This is a genomic window from Verrucomicrobiia bacterium (assembly GCA_019634625.1).
GTDB lineage: Bacteria > Verrucomicrobiota > Verrucomicrobiia > Limisphaerales > CAIMTB01 > CAIMTB01.
Map to the genome: position 1 here is coordinate 26,031 of JAHCBA010000006.1, position 17,195 is coordinate 43,225.

A 17,195-nucleotide genomic window follows, 5' to 3' on the forward strand; every position below is an offset into this window, starting at 1 on the left:
GCCCGTCACACCCATGCCCGGGTCGATCAAAGCCTTCGCCCAGGCTCTCCTTCCTCACCTTCAATCGGTCCCGGCAAGCCTCGACTTCGAGGCCATGGCCCTCGGCCTGTTCCGGCTTCAGTTCGATCGCAACCCCGCCTACCGCCGCCTTTGCCTCGCCGACGGTGTCCAGCCCGATCATGTCCCGTCCTGGGACGCCATCCCCGCCGTCCCCACGGTGGCCTTCAAGGAGATGGCCATGACGTCTCTTCCGGAAGCCGACCGCACACACTGGTTCCTCTCCAGCGGCACCACCCGCCAGGAATCCAGCCGCCATTATCATCACGCGGACTCGCTCTCCCTCTACGAAGCCGCCGCAACAGCCTGGTTCACACCCCATCTGATGGGCGGGCTGGCGGCACCTCTCCCCTCCCGTCAGCGCTTCCATTTCCTTTCCCTCACGCCGTCTCCGGATCAGGCGCCCCATTCGTCGCTCGTGCACATGATCGCCCGCGTGGCGCCTGAGCATCGCGCTGGTCCCACCCGTTTTCTCGGGACGCTGGCCTCCGATGGGTCGTGGGAACTGGACCCCTCCCGCTGTCACGACGCCCTCCGGGAGTACGACGCCTCTGCCAACCCGGTCCTGGTCCTGGGAACCGCATTCCACTTCGTCCATTGGCTTGAAGCCGGTCCGCCCCGCGGCGTCCCGCCCTCGTTGCCGCCCGGCTCGCGCGTCATGGAGACGGGCGGGTACAAGGGCCGCTCGCGGGTTCTGGACAAGGCAGCTCTTCACCAGGCCATTTCAGAACTTACCGGGATCCCACCCAGCCACATCGTCAGCGAGTACGGCATGAGCGAACTCAGCTCCCAGGCCTACGACCACGCGGTTCCGGAACCAGGCCAACCCGATCCCGGTCCTCCCCCCAACCAACGGTCGCTGCGCTTTCCTCCCTGGGTCCGGATTCGCGTCATCTCCCCCGAGCACGGCCGGGAAGTCGCGCCCGGCGAAATCGGCCGCCTGCGCATCTGGGACCTCGCCAACGTCTGGTCGGTCATGGCCATCCAGACCGACGACCTTGCCGTCCGAACCGCGGACGGCTTCCGCCTGGCGGGCCGCGCCCCGGCGGCACCCCCTCGAGGCTGCTCCCTCATGGTCCAACCCGCTCCCGTTCCGCCCCCCCGCGGGAATCGGTAGCGCAGACGGAGCATGCCCGATTCGGCCTCCGCCCGTCGCCTCGGCTCGGCTGCGGCGGTGCATGCCGGAGTTGTGGGTGGGGAGGCAGCGGATCGGAGGGACGAGCTCCGCGAGTCCTCCATCCATGGCACCACTCCGCTGCGGCCTCGTGGAACTCGGCCCTCCGAGACGACGCTTCGCGAAATTCGCACCTCTCCCCACAACTTCGGGATGCACGACGGCCACGGGAGCACGCCGGTTGCCCGGCCGAACCCTGTCCGACAGGATGGGCCCGTGCAGTTGCCCAATTATTTCCTGGCCGATCTGCCACCCGAGCATCCGCTTGCCACCGGCCTCGTCACCGAGGCCTGCCAGACGCTCAAGCGCAATCGGGAACGCTTTCTCCTGCCCCGGAGCACCGACGCCATCATCCAGGCCCTGGTCGAAGTCGGCCGTCTGTGGACGGCCCCGCATTCGCCATGGATGGCCCTGGCCCTGGAGCAGGGCCCGGCCGCCACCGGGTTTTCCCGCGAACTCCTGGCGGATGGACTCCAGCGGTACTTCCGCCGCTGGACCCCCCGCGCTCTCCAGAACCTCGTACTGCAGGAGTTCGCTCATCCCCAGCGCCTCGATCGGCTGGTCGCCAACGACGCCGAGCACATCGCCGCCATTTCCGCCCGCGTCCGCGGACCCGAACTCCTCCTGCACATCACCGCGGGCATCCTGCCCACCCCCGTCTTCACCGCCATCCTTCATGGACTTCTCGTGCGCTCCGCCCAGTTCGTGAAGTGCGCCTCCCGCTCCTCCCTGCTCCCACGCCTCTTCGCCCATTCCCTCCGCGAACTGGAACCCAAGCTCGCCGCCTGCCTCGAGATCGCCGAATGGCCGGGGGGACGCGGACTTCCCGCGGAATCCGAACTCCTCCAGGAAATTGATTGCGCCGTCGCCTCGGGCTCGGACGAGACGATCGAGGCCATCCGGCACGCCCTCCCGTCCCGGGTCCGTTTCCTTGCCCACGGGCACCGCGTCAGCGCCGGCTACATCGCCCGGGAATCCCTGAACCCTGCCGAACTCCCCGCCACCCTCGAATCCGCGGCCCGCGATGTGGCGGCCTGGGACCAGCTCGGCTGCCTGTCCCCCCAGGTGCTCTATGTCGAAACCGGCGGCCTGATCCCTCCCGAGGATTTCGCCGCCGAACTGGCCGGAGCGCTGGACCGCCTGGAACAGCGTTTGCCCCGCGGCCCCCTCGATCCGGCCACTTCCGCCGCCATTGCCCAGCGACGCGACTATTACCGCATCCGCGCCGCCTCCGGAGACCACACCCGCTGCTGGAGCAGCAAGGATTCCACGGCCTGGACGGTGATCTACGAAGCCGATGCCCGGTTTCAACCCTCCTGCCTGCACAGGTTCATCCTCGTCAAGGCCGTCGACACCCTTGAAGAATGCCTGCACCAGGCCGAAATGATCCGCGGTCAGTGGTCCACCGTCGGTCTTGCCGCCAACGGCGTCCGCATCGAGGAACTTGCCCGGAGCTTCGCCGACTGGGGCATCACCCGGATCTGTCCGCTTGGGACCATGCAGGACCCGCCCCTGACCTGGCGTCACGATGGTCGCCCGGTCCTGGGCGATCTCGTCACCTGGACCACCCATGAACGGCCCCTCGACCCCTGAACCCGCCCCGCCCCGGACACTCCCTGGCGTCCCGGCATCCCGTCCCGTACCGCTCCGCTCGCATGACCATTGAACTCCGCAAGTCCTTCCAGTTCGAGGCAGCCCACCTCCTCCCCCACCTGCCTGCCGATCACAAATGCCGCCGCCTCCACGGGCACAGCTTTGTCTGCGAAGTCGCCGTCAGCGGCCCCTGTCATCCCCACCTCGGCTGGGTGATGGACTACGCCGACATCAAGGCCGCCTTCCGTCCCCTCTGGGAACGCCTCGATCACCGCTACCTCAACGAGATCCCCGGCCTCGAAAACCCCACCAGCGAGAACATCGCCATCTGGATCTGGCGGGAATTGAAGCCGCACCTCCCGGCCCTCGTCGAAGTCGCCGTTGCTGAAACCTGCACCGCCCGCTGCATCTACCGGGGACCTTGAACCTGCCACCTGTTCGGCTCATAACTCTCCTCGTTGTCCACGGGTCCGTGCGGACCAAACCGCCTATTGCCATGACTCTGCGCCTATCCACCCTCGCCCTGGGCTTCCTCCTCCTCTCCCTGACCGCCGGCGCCGCGCCCAAAGTGGGCGATCCGGCCCCGGACTTCACGCTGCAGGCCAGCGATGGCAAGTCCTATCGCCTCAGCGACTTCCGAGGCAAGCAAGGGGTCGTCATTGCCTGGTTCCCCAAGGCCTTCACCGGCGGATGCACCGCCGAATGCCGTTCCCTCCGGGAGGTCAGCGCTGAGATCACCCGCGGTTCCGTCGCCCTGTTCGCCGCGTCCACCGACGACGTCGCCACCAACCGCAAGTTTGCCGAGTCGCTCGACCTCGACTACCCGATCCTGAGCGATCCCACCAAGACCGCCGCCACCGCCTACGGGGTGCTCAACGCCGCCAGCGGCCTCGCCTCCCGCTGGACCTTCTACATCGGCAAAGATGGGCGGATCGCCCACATCGATCAGTCCGTGCAGCCCTCCAGCCATGGCAAAGCCGTGGCCGCGCAGGTCCAGAAACTCGGACTCGGTCGCTGACCTCCCAGCCGACGCGAGCGCAACTTGACCGCCTCAGCCTTGTTCATACTCCCGTGCGAACGCCCACAATAGCGACCACTCTCGCCGGCCTGGTCTGCCTCGCCTTGATCCCCCAGCCCGCCCCGGCGCAGGATTTCCCGGACAGCCCCACTCCCGGCACCGACAACAACCCTTATCGCGCCATCGTCGCCCGCAACGCGTTCCGACTCAGGGAACCGGTCCCGCCACCCCCACCCCCCGAGCCTCCGCCACCCGTCCCCGAAGTCCCCAAGATCGACGTGAAGATCGCCGGACTCGCCGAGATCGGGGGCGTCCGCTACGCCTACCTGGTCGTTCCGGATACCGACCGCCCCGGCCAGTTCGAGTATCCCGCCCTGAGTGACGATCCGTTGCGCGGGCGCAGCGTCCGCCATCGCAGCGGCCTCGAAGTCCGGGAAATCGACCTGAAGCAGCAGACCGTTCGAGTCCTCAATGGCGGCATCGAAACCACCCTCAATCTCAAGGAGAACGGTGTCACTTCCGCCCCCACCCCGGCCGCCCGACCCGCCGCCCAGGCCGCCCGGCAAGCCGTGACCTCAGCCCGCCCCGCAAATCCCCCCGGCACCGCCGCCAGCTCCGGCGTCTCGTCCGAGCCCCTCATCTTCTCCCGCAACCCCAATCGGGCCAGCGGACCCGATGCCATGACCGCCGGCACCGACTACAACACGCAGGCCGGCGGTGCAAACTTCAGCGGCGGCACCGCCAACCTCCCCGCCCGGCCGGTGCGCACCGATCCGAATGCCCCGGTCGTCAATGCCCCCGCCGGTCCCGCCATCCCCGTCGAGCAGCAATACGATGTGCTGATCCGCCAGCGACAGGTCGCCGATTCCCTGGGAATTCCTCTTCCCCCGATCCCCGGACTCCCGGTCCCGTCTCCGCAGGGCGAACCTCCGCCGACCCCGTAGCCCGGGGATCGCTCCCGATCAATCCCCGCCCGGAACGGACCCGATCTCCGACAAGGAGATCGCCCGGTGCTCCCGGGCACTCCGGTACGCCGCCTCCACCAACGCCATCGTCCGAAGATTGTCGCGGCCTCCAATCTCCGGTTCCTCCCCGCGCTCCAACGCCACCAGCAGTTGAGCCATGGTGCCAAGAAAGGCGTCCGGGAACCACGATGTCTTCCACTTCGGCTCGTTGAAGGCAGCATCCCCGCGGACCGCCCAGCGCATCCGGCTTGGCGTCGTGTACGGATCCCGGCACCACCCGATGTCCCCGATCGCCAGCCCTTCCGTCCCTTCCACCCGCCATTCGATCCGCAGGTCCGCCGGGCACCCCTCCCGGGCCGGCCCGGTCCAGGTGTCGTCAATGCCGATGCAGCGAAGCCCGGACGCATACTCGAGGATGTAGGTCGCGATGCCGTCCGTGTGCGGAAACGACGTCCGGGGATCCGTCCGCACACTGCAGTAGATCCGTTCCGGATCCCCGAACCAGTACCGGAAACAGTCGAGGTGATGGATCGACATGATCCGCAGCGTCACCCAGCCCAGATCCTTCTGCCACGGCATCCAGTGGGGAATCGCCCGCATGTCGATGCTGGCCAGGATTGGCTCACCGAGATGCCCGTTTCGGATCAACGTCGCCGCCGCCCGGACGCTCGGGTCGTAGCGCATGTTCTGATTCACCCCCAGAACGATGCCCGCCTCCTCGCAGGCCCGGACCGCTTCCACCGCCTGCGCGTAATCCACCCCGAGCGGTTTCTGCGCCAGGATCCCTCGTACCGTCCGGCGACGGCACGCCTCCAGGATCAACGGCACCTGCGCCGCGGGGGGCACCGCCAGGTCGAGCACTTCGATCCCTCCATCCTCCAGCAGTTCCGCCACCGACGAACAGATCCGCGGTATCCCGTGCCTTTGGGCCACCTCCGCGGCTCTCGTGGCGTCGCGGGCGGCCAGCGCCACCGGACGCAGTCCCGCCTTCCCGTACGCCACAAGATGGCATTCCGAGGCGATGAAACCCGCCCCCACCATCCCGATCCTCCAATCCGTCCGCCCCGGCAATTCCGGTGCAATCCGCCATTCCATGACCCCATTCAACCTCCGCCCCGCCCCCCTTGACCAGCCCCACCCCAGCCTTCCGTCCTGGGATCTTCACGCATCCGACACCTTGCCGCCTTGCTCTCGAGACGTGACTGGCCAACGATCCCGCGGCCCGTGCGGAAACCGGGTGGCCGGGCGCCACACCCCCAGGGGTCGCCGATCCGCCCCATGTCCAACCCAACCGCCCAGCCTCCCCCCGGCCCGGGAATCGTCCCGGCCTCCCGCCGCAGCGCCGTCTATCTCGCCGTACTGGTCATCGGGTACATCGGGGTGTACCTGTGCCGGAAGAACTTCTCCGTGGCCATCCCCATGCTCGGGGAGGCCTTCAACGCTTCCAAGGAGCAGATCGGTCAGATCGCCAGCCTCAGCACCATCGCCTATGTCATCGGTAAATTCGGCTTCGGCGTGGTCATCGACCGCTGGGGCGGCCGGGTCTGTTTTCTCGCCAGCCTGCTCTTCGTCGCCCTCTTTGGTGCGGCCGGCGGCCTCGCCCCGTCGCTCGGCATGCTGACCCTTTTCTACAGCCTCAACCGGCTGGCCGGTTCGGCGGGCTGGGGGGCCATGGTGAAGCTGGTTCCCGACTGGTTCCCGCCCCGCTGGCACGCCTTCGCCATGGCCGTGCTGTCCCTCGGCTTCGTCTTCGGGGGCGTCTGCGCCACCCTGCTCGCCGGCTGGATCGCCGGCGTCTCCGGCAACGACTGGCGCTGGGTGATGGGCGGGCCCTCGATCGTCCTCTTCGCCATCCTCGTCGCCTGCTGGCTCGCCCTCCCCCGTCCCCGTGCCAGGACCGATCCCGCCACCCCCACCCGCGAGGACGGACCCGGCTTCCAATGGAGTCAGGTGACCGAACTCTTCCGCATCCGGCGCTTCTGGGTGGTCTGCGCCCTCAGCTTCACGCTCACCCTGCTGCGCGAGACGTTCAACACCTGGACCGTGGACTTCTTCCGGACCGAAGGGGGGCCCGAAGTCTCGAATCGGATCGCGGCCTTTCTCTCGACCCCGTTCGATGCCTGCGGGGCGGTCGGCATCCTCCTCCTCGGCTGGGTCTTCGGGCGCACCACCTGGGGGCAGCGGAAGGCCCTGCTGTTCGTCATCCTCACCCTGCTGGCCGTCCTGCTCTGGGCCCTTCCCGCCCTGGCCCGCGAGGGGCTTGTCGCCGCCACCGTGGCCGTCGGCCTGGTCGGTTTCCTGACCTACGGACCCTACAGCCTGCTCGCCGGAGTTCTCGCCCTGGAAATCCGCGGCCGTGGCTACGTTGCCACCGTGGCCGGGCTCGTGGATGGCGCGGGGTATCTTGCCGCAGTCATGGCCGGCGCCCAGTTCGGGCGGTTGCTGGACATCGGCGGCTATTCCCTCGCCTTCCCCTGCCTCGCCGTCCTCGCCCAGATCTCCGCCTTCCTCTGCCTCCTCCTCGATCCGCGGCGGTCCGGGCGCCCTAACCCATGAACATCATGACCCTCAGGACCAGCGCGGCGATGGTCAGCAGGGTCAGCATCCCCGCCGGCATGAACTTGCGGGTCTTCTGGTAACGGATCGCGAAAACCACCACCAGGATCGCCAGAATCAGATCGCCCGCGTGCGCCCAGCCCAGCAAGCCCAACGCCGCCGCGGCCAGCAGTGCCCCTGACACCAGCGAGGTGACCAGCGACACCATGCTCCTGGCCTTCACATATCCGTACACGCCCCCGGCAACAAGGACGACCAGGTAGATCCAGAGGATGACTTCGGGTTTCATGAGTCGTTTTTGGGTCGGCGCCAACCCGCCTCCCATCCCTTCAGGGCGGCACGTCGGCGAGCCGCTAGGCTGATTCACCGGGAAACATCCTCCAAGTCCGGAATTTCCAGCCCCGATGGGGTCGGTAACGGGCCAGCGAATTGGAGGGACGAGCTCCGCGAGTCCTCAACCCAACGCTCCACACCGTTGCGGCCTCGTGGAACCCGGCCCTCCGAAGCGCCGCTTGGCGGAATTCGCGCCTTTACCCACAACTCCGGGATGCACGGCGGACCGTCCCGCCCATCGGATTCAACCCCGCCCGGGGACGGTCGCCCGTGCGGCGGAACGGGACGGCCGCTCCCGCAGATGCTCCATCAGCGCCTTCACCGCCTGGCTCTGGAATCGCTGCCCATTCCAGACCATCGCCACCGTCCGGTTCGGCTTCTCACCCCGGAACGATCGATACACGCGCTGGTCACTCGCATCGAGGCCCCGCGCCATTTCCGGGACGATCGAGACTCCGTGGCCCAGGGCGACCAGTTCCTGGATCGTGGCCAGCTGGCTCGTGCGCTCCACGGTCACGGGCTGCACGGACTCCCTCCGGCAAAAGGACGCGATGTTCTCCGACAGGCAATGCACCTCGTTGAGGGTCACGAAGGGGAGGCCCTCCAACGCACCAATCGCCACGGTCTTCGTCGCGGACAACGGATGCCCGGCCGGCAGGACCAGGAGCAGTTCTTCCTCAAACACCGGCTCGACCTCCAATCCCCCGGCCGCCACAGGCAACGCCAGGATGGCCATGTCGATTTCGCCACGAACGCACCGCTTGACCAGGTTGTCCGTCGTGTCCTCCTGGACCACCGTCAGGACGTCCGGGTGCTTCCCGGCAAAGCTCCTCAACAGCCGCGGCAGGAAATAGGGAGCGATGGTCGGAATCGCCCCAAGCCGGATCCGGGCCCGGTGGCCCGCCTCCGACAGCTCGGCGAAGGTGTCCTCCATGAACTGCAGGATCTCCCTCGCGCGATCCAGCAGCCTTTCCCCCAGTTCCGTGAGCACCACTTCCCTCGGCTTCCGCTCAAACAACGGCTGACCCAGTTGCTCCTCCATCTTCTGAATGGCACGGCTCAACGCCGGCTGGGAGAGATGCAGCTCCTCCGCCGCACGCGTGAAGTTCCTCGTCCGCGCCAGGGCCACGAACTGCTCGAGCAGATGAAGACTCAGGTCGTTCCTCACGACCTCAGCCTGGCTATGCGGTCCGTGTATCGCAAGCATACCTCGAATGCATTGGATGCATCGTCCGGTTTTCTGCGATAACCGTAGTTCAGGCCCCGAAACCTCATGACACGACCTCCCTCCATCGAACGACATCCTCCCATGATTCCAACCCCGCGACCGGCGCTGATCGCCGCACTGCTGCTGCCCCTGATGTCCGCTCCCGCCGCGGACCGCCAGGAACCGGCCACCTGTCCCGTGATGGGCCAGCAGGCACCCCCGACCCGGCACACCGTGGCCGGGGCCAGCTCCAACAGCGACTGGTGGCCGAACCAGTTGAACCTCAAACCCCTCCATCAGAACTCCCTCAAGGGCAATCCGATGGGCGGCGGCTTCAACTACGCCGAGGAGTTCAGCAAGCTCGATTACGACGCCTTGAAGAAGGACCTCAGGGAGCTGATGACATCCTCCCAGGACTGGTGGCCGGCTGATTACGGTCACTACGGTCCGCTCTTCATCCGCATGGCCTGGCACAGCGCGGGAACCTATCGCGTCAGTGACGGCCGCGGCGGCGCGGGCTACGGCACGCAGCGGTTCGCCCCGCTCAACAGCTGGCCCGACAACGCCAACCTCGACCGGGCGCGCCGCCTGCTTTGGCCCATCAAGCAGAAGTACGGAAGCCGGATCTCCTGGGCCGACCTGATGGTGCTTACCGGCAACGTCGCCCTCGAGTCCATGGGCTTCAAAACCCTCGGGTTCGCCGGCGGACGCGAGGACGTCTGGGAACCCCAGGAGGACATCTACTGGGGACCGGAAAGCGAGTGGCTCGGCGACATGCGCTACAAGGGCGACCGTCAGTTGGAGAAGCCCCTCGCCGCCGTCCAGATGGGCCTGATTTACGTCAATCCCGAGGGTCCGAACGGCAATCCCGACCCGCTGGCCGCCGCCCGGGACATCCGCGAGACCTTCGCCCGCATGGCCATGAACGACGAGGAGACGGTCGCCCTCATCGCCGGCGGTCACACCTTCGGCAAGGCCCACGGGGCTGCCAGCGCCGACAACATCGGACCCGAACCCGAGGCCGCCCCGATCGAGGAACAGGGATTCGGCTGGAGGAACCGGCATGGCCGGGGCAACGCCCAGGACACCATCACCAGCGGCCTCGAAGGCGCCTGGACCAGCGCCCCCAACCGGTGGTCGCACATGTTCCTCGCCAATCTCTTCGCCTACACCTGGGAACTCACCCGCAGCCCCGCCGGCGCCCACCAGTGGATTCCCGCCGATGGCGCCGGTCAGGGAACCGTGCCGGATGCCCATGACAAATCGAAGAGCCACGCGCCGATCATGTTTACGACGGACCTCGCCCTGAGGATGGATCCCGCCTACGAAAAGATCGCCCGGCGGTTCCTCGAGAACCCGCGGGAATTCGAAATCGCCTTCGCCAGGGCCTGGTTCAAGCTCACCCACCGCGACATGGGTCCCATTGCCCGGTATCTGGGGCCCGAGGTGCCCCGGGAATCGCAGCTCTGGCAGGATCCGGTTCCCCCGGTGGATCATGAACGGATCAGCCAGCAGGACATCGCCCGGCTCAAGACGCGCATCCTCAACTCCGGCCTGTCGATTCCGCAGCTCGTGTCCACCGCCTGGGCCTCCGCCTCCACCTTCCGTGGCAGCGACAAGCGCGGCGGCGCCAACGGTGCCCGCATCCGGCTGGCCCCGCAGAAGGATTGGGAGGTGAACCAGCCCGATCAGCTCGCCACCGTGCTGGCCGCCCTGGAGTCCATCCAGAAGGAGTTCAACAACGCCCAGTCCCGCAGGAAGGTCTCCCTCGCCGACCTCATCGTCCTCGGAGGCTGCGCCGCCGTGGAAGCCGCCGCCAAAAAGGCCGGTCACGACATCCAGGTCCCCTTCACCCCCGGCCGCACCGATGCCACCCAGGACATGACCGATGCCGAATCGTTCGCCGTGCTCGAGCCGAAACAGGACGGCTTCCGCAATTACCTCGGCCGGGAACTCGACCGGCCCGGTCCCGAAACGCTCGTGGACCGCGCCCAGTTGCTCACCCTCACCGCACCCGAAATGACCGTCCTGATCGGCGGCATGCGCGTCCTCGGAACCACCGTCGCCCATCCCGATCTCGGTGTGCTCACCCGGAATCGCGGCGCCCTCAGCAACGACTTCTTCGTGCACCTCCTCAGCATGGACACCGAGTGGAAGGTCTCGCCGCAGTGCGAGCATTTCTACGAGGGACGGGATCGCAGGACCGGCGAGTTGAAGTGGACCGCCACCTCGGTGGATCTGGTGTTCGGATCCAATTCCCAGCTCCGCGCCATCGCCGAGGTCTATGCCAGCGACGACGGCCGGGCAAAGTTCGTGGCCGATTTCGTCGCGGCCTGGACCAAGGTCATGAACCTCGACCGCTTCGATCTCAAGCGGGGTTGAACCCGTTCCCAAGGGTGGCTGGCAGTCACCCCGCCCATCGACCGGCCCTCCCGGCGCCCAAACGCCGGGAGGGCCTTTGTGTCTGGCCATTCTCGGGAGCAGCGTGCGTCCCCTTGGGCGCGCACTCCGTCGGCTTGATTCTCCGATCGGGGTCGGGGTCGGTATCGCTTTCGGAATCGAACCGGAACGAGCCGTCACCCCGTCACCGGACCGCTCTCCACCAACCGGTATCCCGCGCCGTGCACGGTCAGCAGGTGACGCGGCCGCGCGGGGTTGGGCTCGATCTTCGCGCGGATTGCCGCGACGTGCGTGTCCACCGTGCGCGTGGTCGGGAACGAACCGTAGCCCCAGATCAGATCCAGGAATTGTTCCCGCGAGACCACCCCGCCCCGGGCCTCGGCCAGCAGCCGCAGCATCTCGAACTCCTTCGTCGTGAAGTGCGCCGCCTTCCTTCCCCGCCGCGCCGTGCGACGCCGGAAATCCACTTCGAGTTCCCCCAGCCGCAAGTGGTCCACCGGCACCTCGGACCGTCCCGCCCGCCGCAACAGCGCCCGCACCCGCGCCAGCAGTTCCTCCGTGCTGAACGGCTTCGCCAGGTAATCGTCCGCCCCGGCGTCCAGTCCGGTGACCCGGTCCCGCACCCCGCCCTTCGCCGTCAGCAGCAACACCGGAATCCTCTGTCCCACCCGACGCAGTTCCTTCACCAGCGCGAATCCGTCGATCCCGGGCAGCATGACATCCAGCACGATCAGGTCGGGCTGCTCGGACCGTGCCCCATTGAGGCCGGACACGCCGTCCGCCGCCGTCAGCACCCGGTGCCCCTCCGCCGACAGCAGATCCTCCAGCGCGCGGCGCATGGGGTACTCGTCCTCGATCACCAGGATGCGGCTCATGACGTCGCGGGAGGCGTGGGGCGCGATGGCCCGTCCGGTTCCAGTGGCAATTCCATCACACAGCACGTTCCGCGGCCGGTCGAAGGCGCCTCCTCGATCCACACACGACCCCCGTGCGCCTCGACCAGGTGCCGGACGATCGTCAGTCCGATGCCGATTCCCGGCGTCTCGCGGCGCAGTTCCCCCCCGAGCCGTTGGAACGGTTCGAACACCCGGGCGCGGTCCGCCGGCGGAATCCCGGGCCCATCGTCCTCGACCCCGAGTCGGAACCGGTCCCCGCCCGGTGTCCGTTCGAGCCGGATCCGGATCTCCCCGCCGGCGGGCGCGTGCTTCAAGGCATTGTCCAGCACGTTGGCCAGTGCCTGACGCACGGCCCGCCCGTCCACCGTCGCCGTCAAGGACTCCACCCCGGGCGCCCGGAGCACCTGCACCCGCACGCCGCGCTCCTCACCCGCCATCGATGCGAACTCCGCACTGTCCTCGACCAGTGCCGCCACATCCGTCGGCTCCGGTTCCAACCGCCGCCGGCCCCGGTCGATCCGCGACAGATCGAGCACGTTGTCCACCAGGACGCCCAACCGCCGGCACTCGCGCCCGATCAACCGGAGGCATTCCCGACGCCGGTCCGGTTCGGGAATCCGGTCGTGTTCGAGGTTGTCCACCAGGAGCCGCACGCTGGCCAGCGGCGCGCGCAGTTCGTGGGACACGGCGGCGACGAAGTTCGACTTCCGCACGCCCAACCGGTGCTGCCGCACCAGCGAACGCCACAACGTCCACGCCGCCGCCGCGGTCAGACCGCACGCCGCAATGACCACCGCCGTCAGCAACCGTCCCCGGCGCCGCATCCCGGCGTGGTACGACGCCGGGTCCACCAACGCCATGGCCACGGTCACCGTCGCGCCCCCCTGCAGTCGTCGCTCCGCCAGACCGCGTCCGCCCCCGGCTTCGGCCGCCGAAAGGACCGCCTCCATCAGCCCACCGCGCGCCGCCGCTTCCGCGAATCGCGCCGCCTCGTCCGTGAACCAGCCCGCCGGTTCCTCATGCGTCCATCGCAGCCCTGTCTCCGTCCCCACCCGCAGTGCCCACTTGAAATGGCCCGCCGGATCCAGCAGCCGGATCATCCCCCGCGCGCCCTCCACCAACCCCTCCCATCGATGCAATCCGTACTCACGGACCTCCCTGTCGTTCCCGTCCCGGTCCGTGGAACGTGCCACGGCCAGCCACGGCACGTCGTCGAGTTCAAACCGCAGCACCTCCGGCCACTCGCGACCCGACCCTCGCCCCGAAGTCCCCATCTCCCCGACCGCCGCCCGCCATGCCGCGTGGGCCTGGCGGGCCAGATCCCGGCGTCGCAGGGAAACCTCGAGTCGCGCCGCCGCGGTCCGGCTGGTTCCACCCGCCGCCAATCCCGGCAGCAACGCACGCACCCGGTCCAGCGCGGCCTCCGTCAACGGCGTGGAAGGCTGCCCTGCCAGGGCCTCGATCCAGCCCGTCTCCCCGATCTCGCGCCACGCGGCCGGCCACCGGTCCGCCTGCCCTGCCACCCCATCCAGAATGCCGTGCAACGCCAGATCCCGGATGGCCACCCCGGCGGACGTGGTCATCCCGGGAGTCGCCCACTGGAACGCGGTCCGCCACGCCTCGACTGCCCGGGCCGCCTCGCCGGCCGCACCCAACGCCTGCCCCCGCAACACCGCCAACCGGGCCTGCGCCCCGAGGTCTGCCTGTAACTCCTCCACCTCCGACCGTTCCTCGATCAACGCATCGAGCAGCGCCACCGCCGTCAGCGCGTCGCCGCCCTCCAACGCCCTCCGCGCCCGATCCCAATCTTCCCTCCAGGCCCCGGACATCGTCGCCTCCGCCGGGTCCGGTTGCGGCGGCCAGGGTCCCCGGGCCGGCCAGAGCAGGGTTCCATCGAGCTTCATCGCCAACCGCAACGGCCCTCCTCCCTCTTCCGCGTCCTCGCCCAGCCCCTGCATCACCGCGCCCACGGCCGCCTCGGAAAAGTTGCGGGCGAACATCGTCGTCTCCGCCATCGACGCCTTCCGATCCAGCGCTGTCGTCCACGCGGTCATCGCCGCCAGCGCCAGGGCCGGCAGCATCAACGCCGCTGCCAGAACCGCGTAATGACGGGGAGGTTGGGCTGCCGGGTCAGGGATCATGGCAAGGGGGTCAAATCACGACATTTTCCAAAGACCCCCCTGTAGGCGCCGACGTGAGGCGGTGCGCGGAAGAGGGGTGCATGGGATTGCGGACTCGCCGAGTTCGTCACTCCGGAAGGGGATCGGATTCAAGGGATCTTCGTCGGCACTTCGATCCGGTCGCCGTCAACGAGCCAGAACTCGCCCTCGGCCGGGTCGTCCTCGAGATCAAGGGTCCATGCCTCCCCGGTGGAGGGACGTTCCACCCGGACCCGGGTGAGATCCGAGGAAGCCAGGAGATGTCCGGAGTGTCGAACGGCTGCGTAGAGGTGATTGGACCACAACTCTCCACGTGCGGGAAACTTGCGAACGACAGGTCGAGGAACGCCACCATGTCGGGTGGAGATCACAGTTCCGTCTGGATCGAATCGAGCACCGCCCGCATAGACAGGAGCCATACCGAGCAAGACCTCGTGGGAGCCGCTCCCGGTCTGAAGCGTTACCCGGCGTTGGGTGCAACGCTGAAGCGCGTCCTCACACGTCAACGGCAATCCTCCCCAACGGGCGTCCGCCGGTCGGGTCAGCATTTCGGGTATCTCGATCCCGTCGCCCCATTCGAGCGCCAGATTCCATGAGCAAGCCTCCTGCTCGAACCAGTCGGGTGCCACGGGAACGACGGTCAGACCGGACCCATCCGCGTTCAGGCGGTGGATGCGGATTCGGTCGAGTGCGGGCCAGCCAAGCAGATCGAGCGGAAATCGGCCTTCCACGATGCGATAAGCCATGGCCAGCAGGTCGCCCAGGGTCGGGGCCTGCTGGTCCTCGCGCGTGCGGAAGAAACGACGCTCCAACCGTTCACCCCGGCCCACGGCGATGAACTGCCGGCGCCACACGTCCTCCCGCGCCCCCGCGGCCCGAAGGAGATCTTCGAGGGCAACCAGATGAGTCGCTGACGGATCGGTTCGCTGACTTGGTTGACGCGCTTCCAAGATCAGACCCAGGGCGGTCTGCCGACTCATGTCGAACCCATTCGGATCCGCCCCAGCATCAAGCAGCATGCGGACAGGGTCGATTCTGCCAGCGTGCATGGCATGGCTCACCGCAAGGTGAAGGACGGGACGGAGCTCCCATTCGGCCGTGTTCTTCCGGACGTTCGCAGTCGGGGACGCCCCGGCTCGAACCAGAATCGGGATAAGTTCCGGCACCGATTTGAAATTGTTCTCTGACACAACCCTCCCGAGCATCGGTTCCAGAAGCTCCGGAGTCAGAACCTCTCGGGGCGTGGCATTCAGGAGTTCCTCGAACCAGGCCGGATCCACGGCGACTGCTGGCCGAGACATGCCCCTTGCCACCTCCGACGGAAACAACGCGAAAGCAAGGTCTTCGCCGCTTGGCGTCACCCCCATCCGCACCAGGGTCCGCACCGACTCCTTGCTGTTCGCTTCCAGTGCAACCCGAACAAGGCCGGCTGCTGCGGAAGCGTCCGGCGGCATTTCATCCGCCCCGGATTCCGGTCGCAGCAGACGTTCGATCCAGTTCGTCGCTCCGTTCTGCACGGCCACGCGCAGGGAGATCCTGTCCGGTTCACGTCCCGGATCGGCGCCCCGGGCCAGCAGGGTTTCGGCCACCGCGTGGTATTGCTTCCGGATCGCCAGCGCCAGCGGGGTCAGGCCACCGCTACCGCGGGCATTGGGATCCGCCCCCGCATCCAGCAGGACCTCCACAATGGCCTTGTGACCCTCTCGGGCCGCCGCATGCAGTGCCGTTTCTGTCTCTCGCGGTTCTCCCAGAAGGACAACGCCTGGAATCGGCCCGGCCGCATTCACCCGGGCGCCCCACTCCAGCAGGGCCCGGACCACGGCGAGCTGCCCTGCCGCCGCGGCGGCGACCAATGGCAGGCGCCCGTTGGCATCGGGCGTGTTCAGGCGATCCGGACTGCGATCAAACAACGCCCGCAACCGCGCAATCTCGGCCCGCTCCTCTTGGGATGGCCCAGTACCCGCCGTGGCGACCCCGACGGTTCCCCCATCCCCCGCCGCCGCCTGCAGGATCTCCAGATGCGCCCGCTGGGCCCGGATCAAACCCTCCACCCGTTCGGCCATCTGCGCCTCGATGCGGCGCCAGGTGGCGTCGGCACGGACGCGATCGGGATGCTGGGGAGCCAACTGCACTTCGAGGTCGGCAAGCCGGCGCGCCAGGGCGGACCGTTCGGATTCCAGTTGTTCCAGCAGGCTGTCGGGAAACCAGTCGCGGATCAGGATCAGGAGCTCGGGACTATTGGAAGGCAGCGTGTCCAGCCGCGCCAGACGACGTTCGAGCAGGCGGATGGCACGGGCATCGACACTGGCGTCGGGGATGCCGGTGACCGGGTCCCTGGCCACAGGTTGCCCCAGGGCCGCCAGGTTTTCGGTACTCAACTGGACCAGCACCGTCTCGCCCGCGTAATCGCGCAGCAGGCGCTGATACTGGATCACCGCGTCGTTGGTTCGGCCCAGCTTCCGGTAGCATTCCCCCAACCGGAACACCGCCGTCGCCGCCAGCGCCCGCTGCGTATCGACCTGCGCCACCACCGATTCGTACCCGCGAATCGCCCCGGTCAGATCGCGCCGCCCCTCCTCCGCCAGCAGCGCGGCTTCGAAGGCCCGTTCGATGGACTCGGCGGCGCGGACGGTCCACCACGGCGCACTCAGGGACCCGACCAGGACCAGCAGGGGAACAAGGGATGGCGTCTTCACGCACCCTCTGTATCGCCCGCCGCCCCGCCAATTGTCAGGGAATTGTAAAATCGCACTGCGAACCCCTTGAGACCTCAGCCTCGCCCGCCCGCGACGGGACGGCACTGTAGGGGTCGCTCACCGTGACCGGAATCCGCAGGC

General features: G+C 67.9%; 13 protein-coding genes. 7 read left to right on the forward strand and 6 right to left on the reverse strand.

The features are described from left to right. The first annotated feature begins 13 nt into the window (after positions 1-13). From KF833_05160 to KF833_05180, 5 genes are all read left to right on the forward strand, one after another. Complete coding sequence (locus tag KF833_05160) at positions 14-1,174, forward strand: hypothetical protein (GenBank protein MBX3744677.1); 1,161 nt, start codon at positions 14-16, stop codon at positions 1,172-1,174. Between the two features lie 273 nt (positions 1,175-1,447). Further along, a complete protein-coding gene (locus tag KF833_05165) occupies positions 1,448-2,824 on the forward strand; it encodes a hypothetical protein (GenBank protein MBX3744678.1) in 1,377 nt (458 codons plus the stop codon). 62 nt (positions 2,825-2,886) lie between these two features. Next, entirely contained in the window at positions 2,887-3,249 is a 363-nt protein-coding gene (gene queD, locus KF833_05170) for a 6-carboxytetrahydropterin synthase QueD (GenBank protein MBX3744679.1), read from the forward strand. Positions 3,250-3,320: 71 nt separating this feature from the next. Next, on the forward strand, positions 3,321-3,842 hold the full coding sequence (locus tag KF833_05175) for a peroxiredoxin (GenBank protein ID MBX3744680.1): 522 nt from the start codon (positions 3,321-3,323) through the stop codon (positions 3,840-3,842). A gap of 53 nt (positions 3,843-3,895) precedes the next feature. After that, positions 3,896-4,786 carry a hypothetical protein gene (locus tag KF833_05180; GenBank protein ID MBX3744681.1) on the forward strand — a complete coding sequence of 297 codons (891 nt, stop codon included), beginning with the start codon at positions 3,896-3,898 and terminating at the stop codon, positions 4,784-4,786. An 18-nt stretch (positions 4,787-4,804) separates the two neighbouring features. On the opposite strand, the gene KF833_05185 is transcribed toward KF833_05180, so the two are convergent. Next, positions 4,805-5,902: a Gfo/Idh/MocA family oxidoreductase gene (locus tag KF833_05185; protein MBX3744682.1), complete on the reverse strand. Its 1,098-nt coding sequence runs from the start codon at positions 5,900-5,902 to the stop codon at positions 4,805-4,807. A gap of 183 nt (positions 5,903-6,085) precedes the next feature. Here KF833_05185 and KF833_05190 point away from each other — a divergent pair, with 183 nt between their 5' ends. Beyond that, entirely contained in the window at positions 6,086-7,363 is a 1,278-nt protein-coding gene (locus KF833_05190) for an MFS transporter (protein ID MBX3744683.1), read from the forward strand. Here the strand turns inward: KF833_05190 and KF833_05195 are convergent. Further along, entirely contained in the window at positions 7,353-7,652 is a 300-nt protein-coding gene (locus KF833_05195) for a TMEM14 family protein (protein ID MBX3744684.1), read from the reverse strand. The two genes, KF833_05190 and KF833_05195, sit on opposite strands and share 11 nt — an antisense overlap. 288 nt (positions 7,653-7,940) lie before the next feature. Next, entirely contained in the window at positions 7,941-8,903 is a 963-nt protein-coding gene (locus KF833_05200) for a LysR family transcriptional regulator (protein MBX3744685.1), read from the reverse strand. A 201-nt stretch (positions 8,904-9,104) separates the two neighbouring features. Between KF833_05200 and katG the strand changes: the two genes are divergently transcribed. Further along, a complete protein-coding gene (gene katG, locus KF833_05205; GenBank protein ID MBX3744686.1) occupies positions 9,105-11,285 on the forward strand; it encodes a catalase/peroxidase HPI in 2,181 nt (726 codons plus the stop codon). A 194-nt stretch (positions 11,286-11,479) separates the two neighbouring features. Here katG and KF833_05210 read toward each other — a convergent pair whose 3' ends face one another. The 3 genes from KF833_05210 to KF833_05220 all read right to left on the reverse strand — a co-directional run bounded on the left by KF833_05210 (position 11,480) and on the right by KF833_05220 (position 17,054). Next, positions 11,480-12,178, reverse strand: a complete 699-nt coding sequence (locus KF833_05210; protein ID MBX3744687.1) for a response regulator transcription factor — start codon at positions 12,176-12,178, stop codon at positions 11,480-11,482. Further along, the gene (locus KF833_05215) at positions 12,175-14,340 is read right to left on the reverse strand and encodes a HAMP domain-containing histidine kinase (protein ID MBX3744688.1); all 2,166 of its coding nucleotides are present in this window, start codon (positions 14,338-14,340) and stop codon (positions 12,175-12,177) included. The genes KF833_05210 and KF833_05215 overlap by 4 nt, the downstream gene beginning before the upstream one ends. Before the next feature lie 128 nt (positions 14,341-14,468). Continuing rightward, positions 14,469-17,054 (reverse strand): ankyrin repeat domain-containing protein, encoded by a 2,586-nt coding sequence (locus KF833_05220; protein MBX3744689.1) that lies wholly within the window; start codon positions 17,052-17,054, stop codon positions 14,469-14,471. Positions 17,055-17,195: the final 141 nt, after the last annotated feature.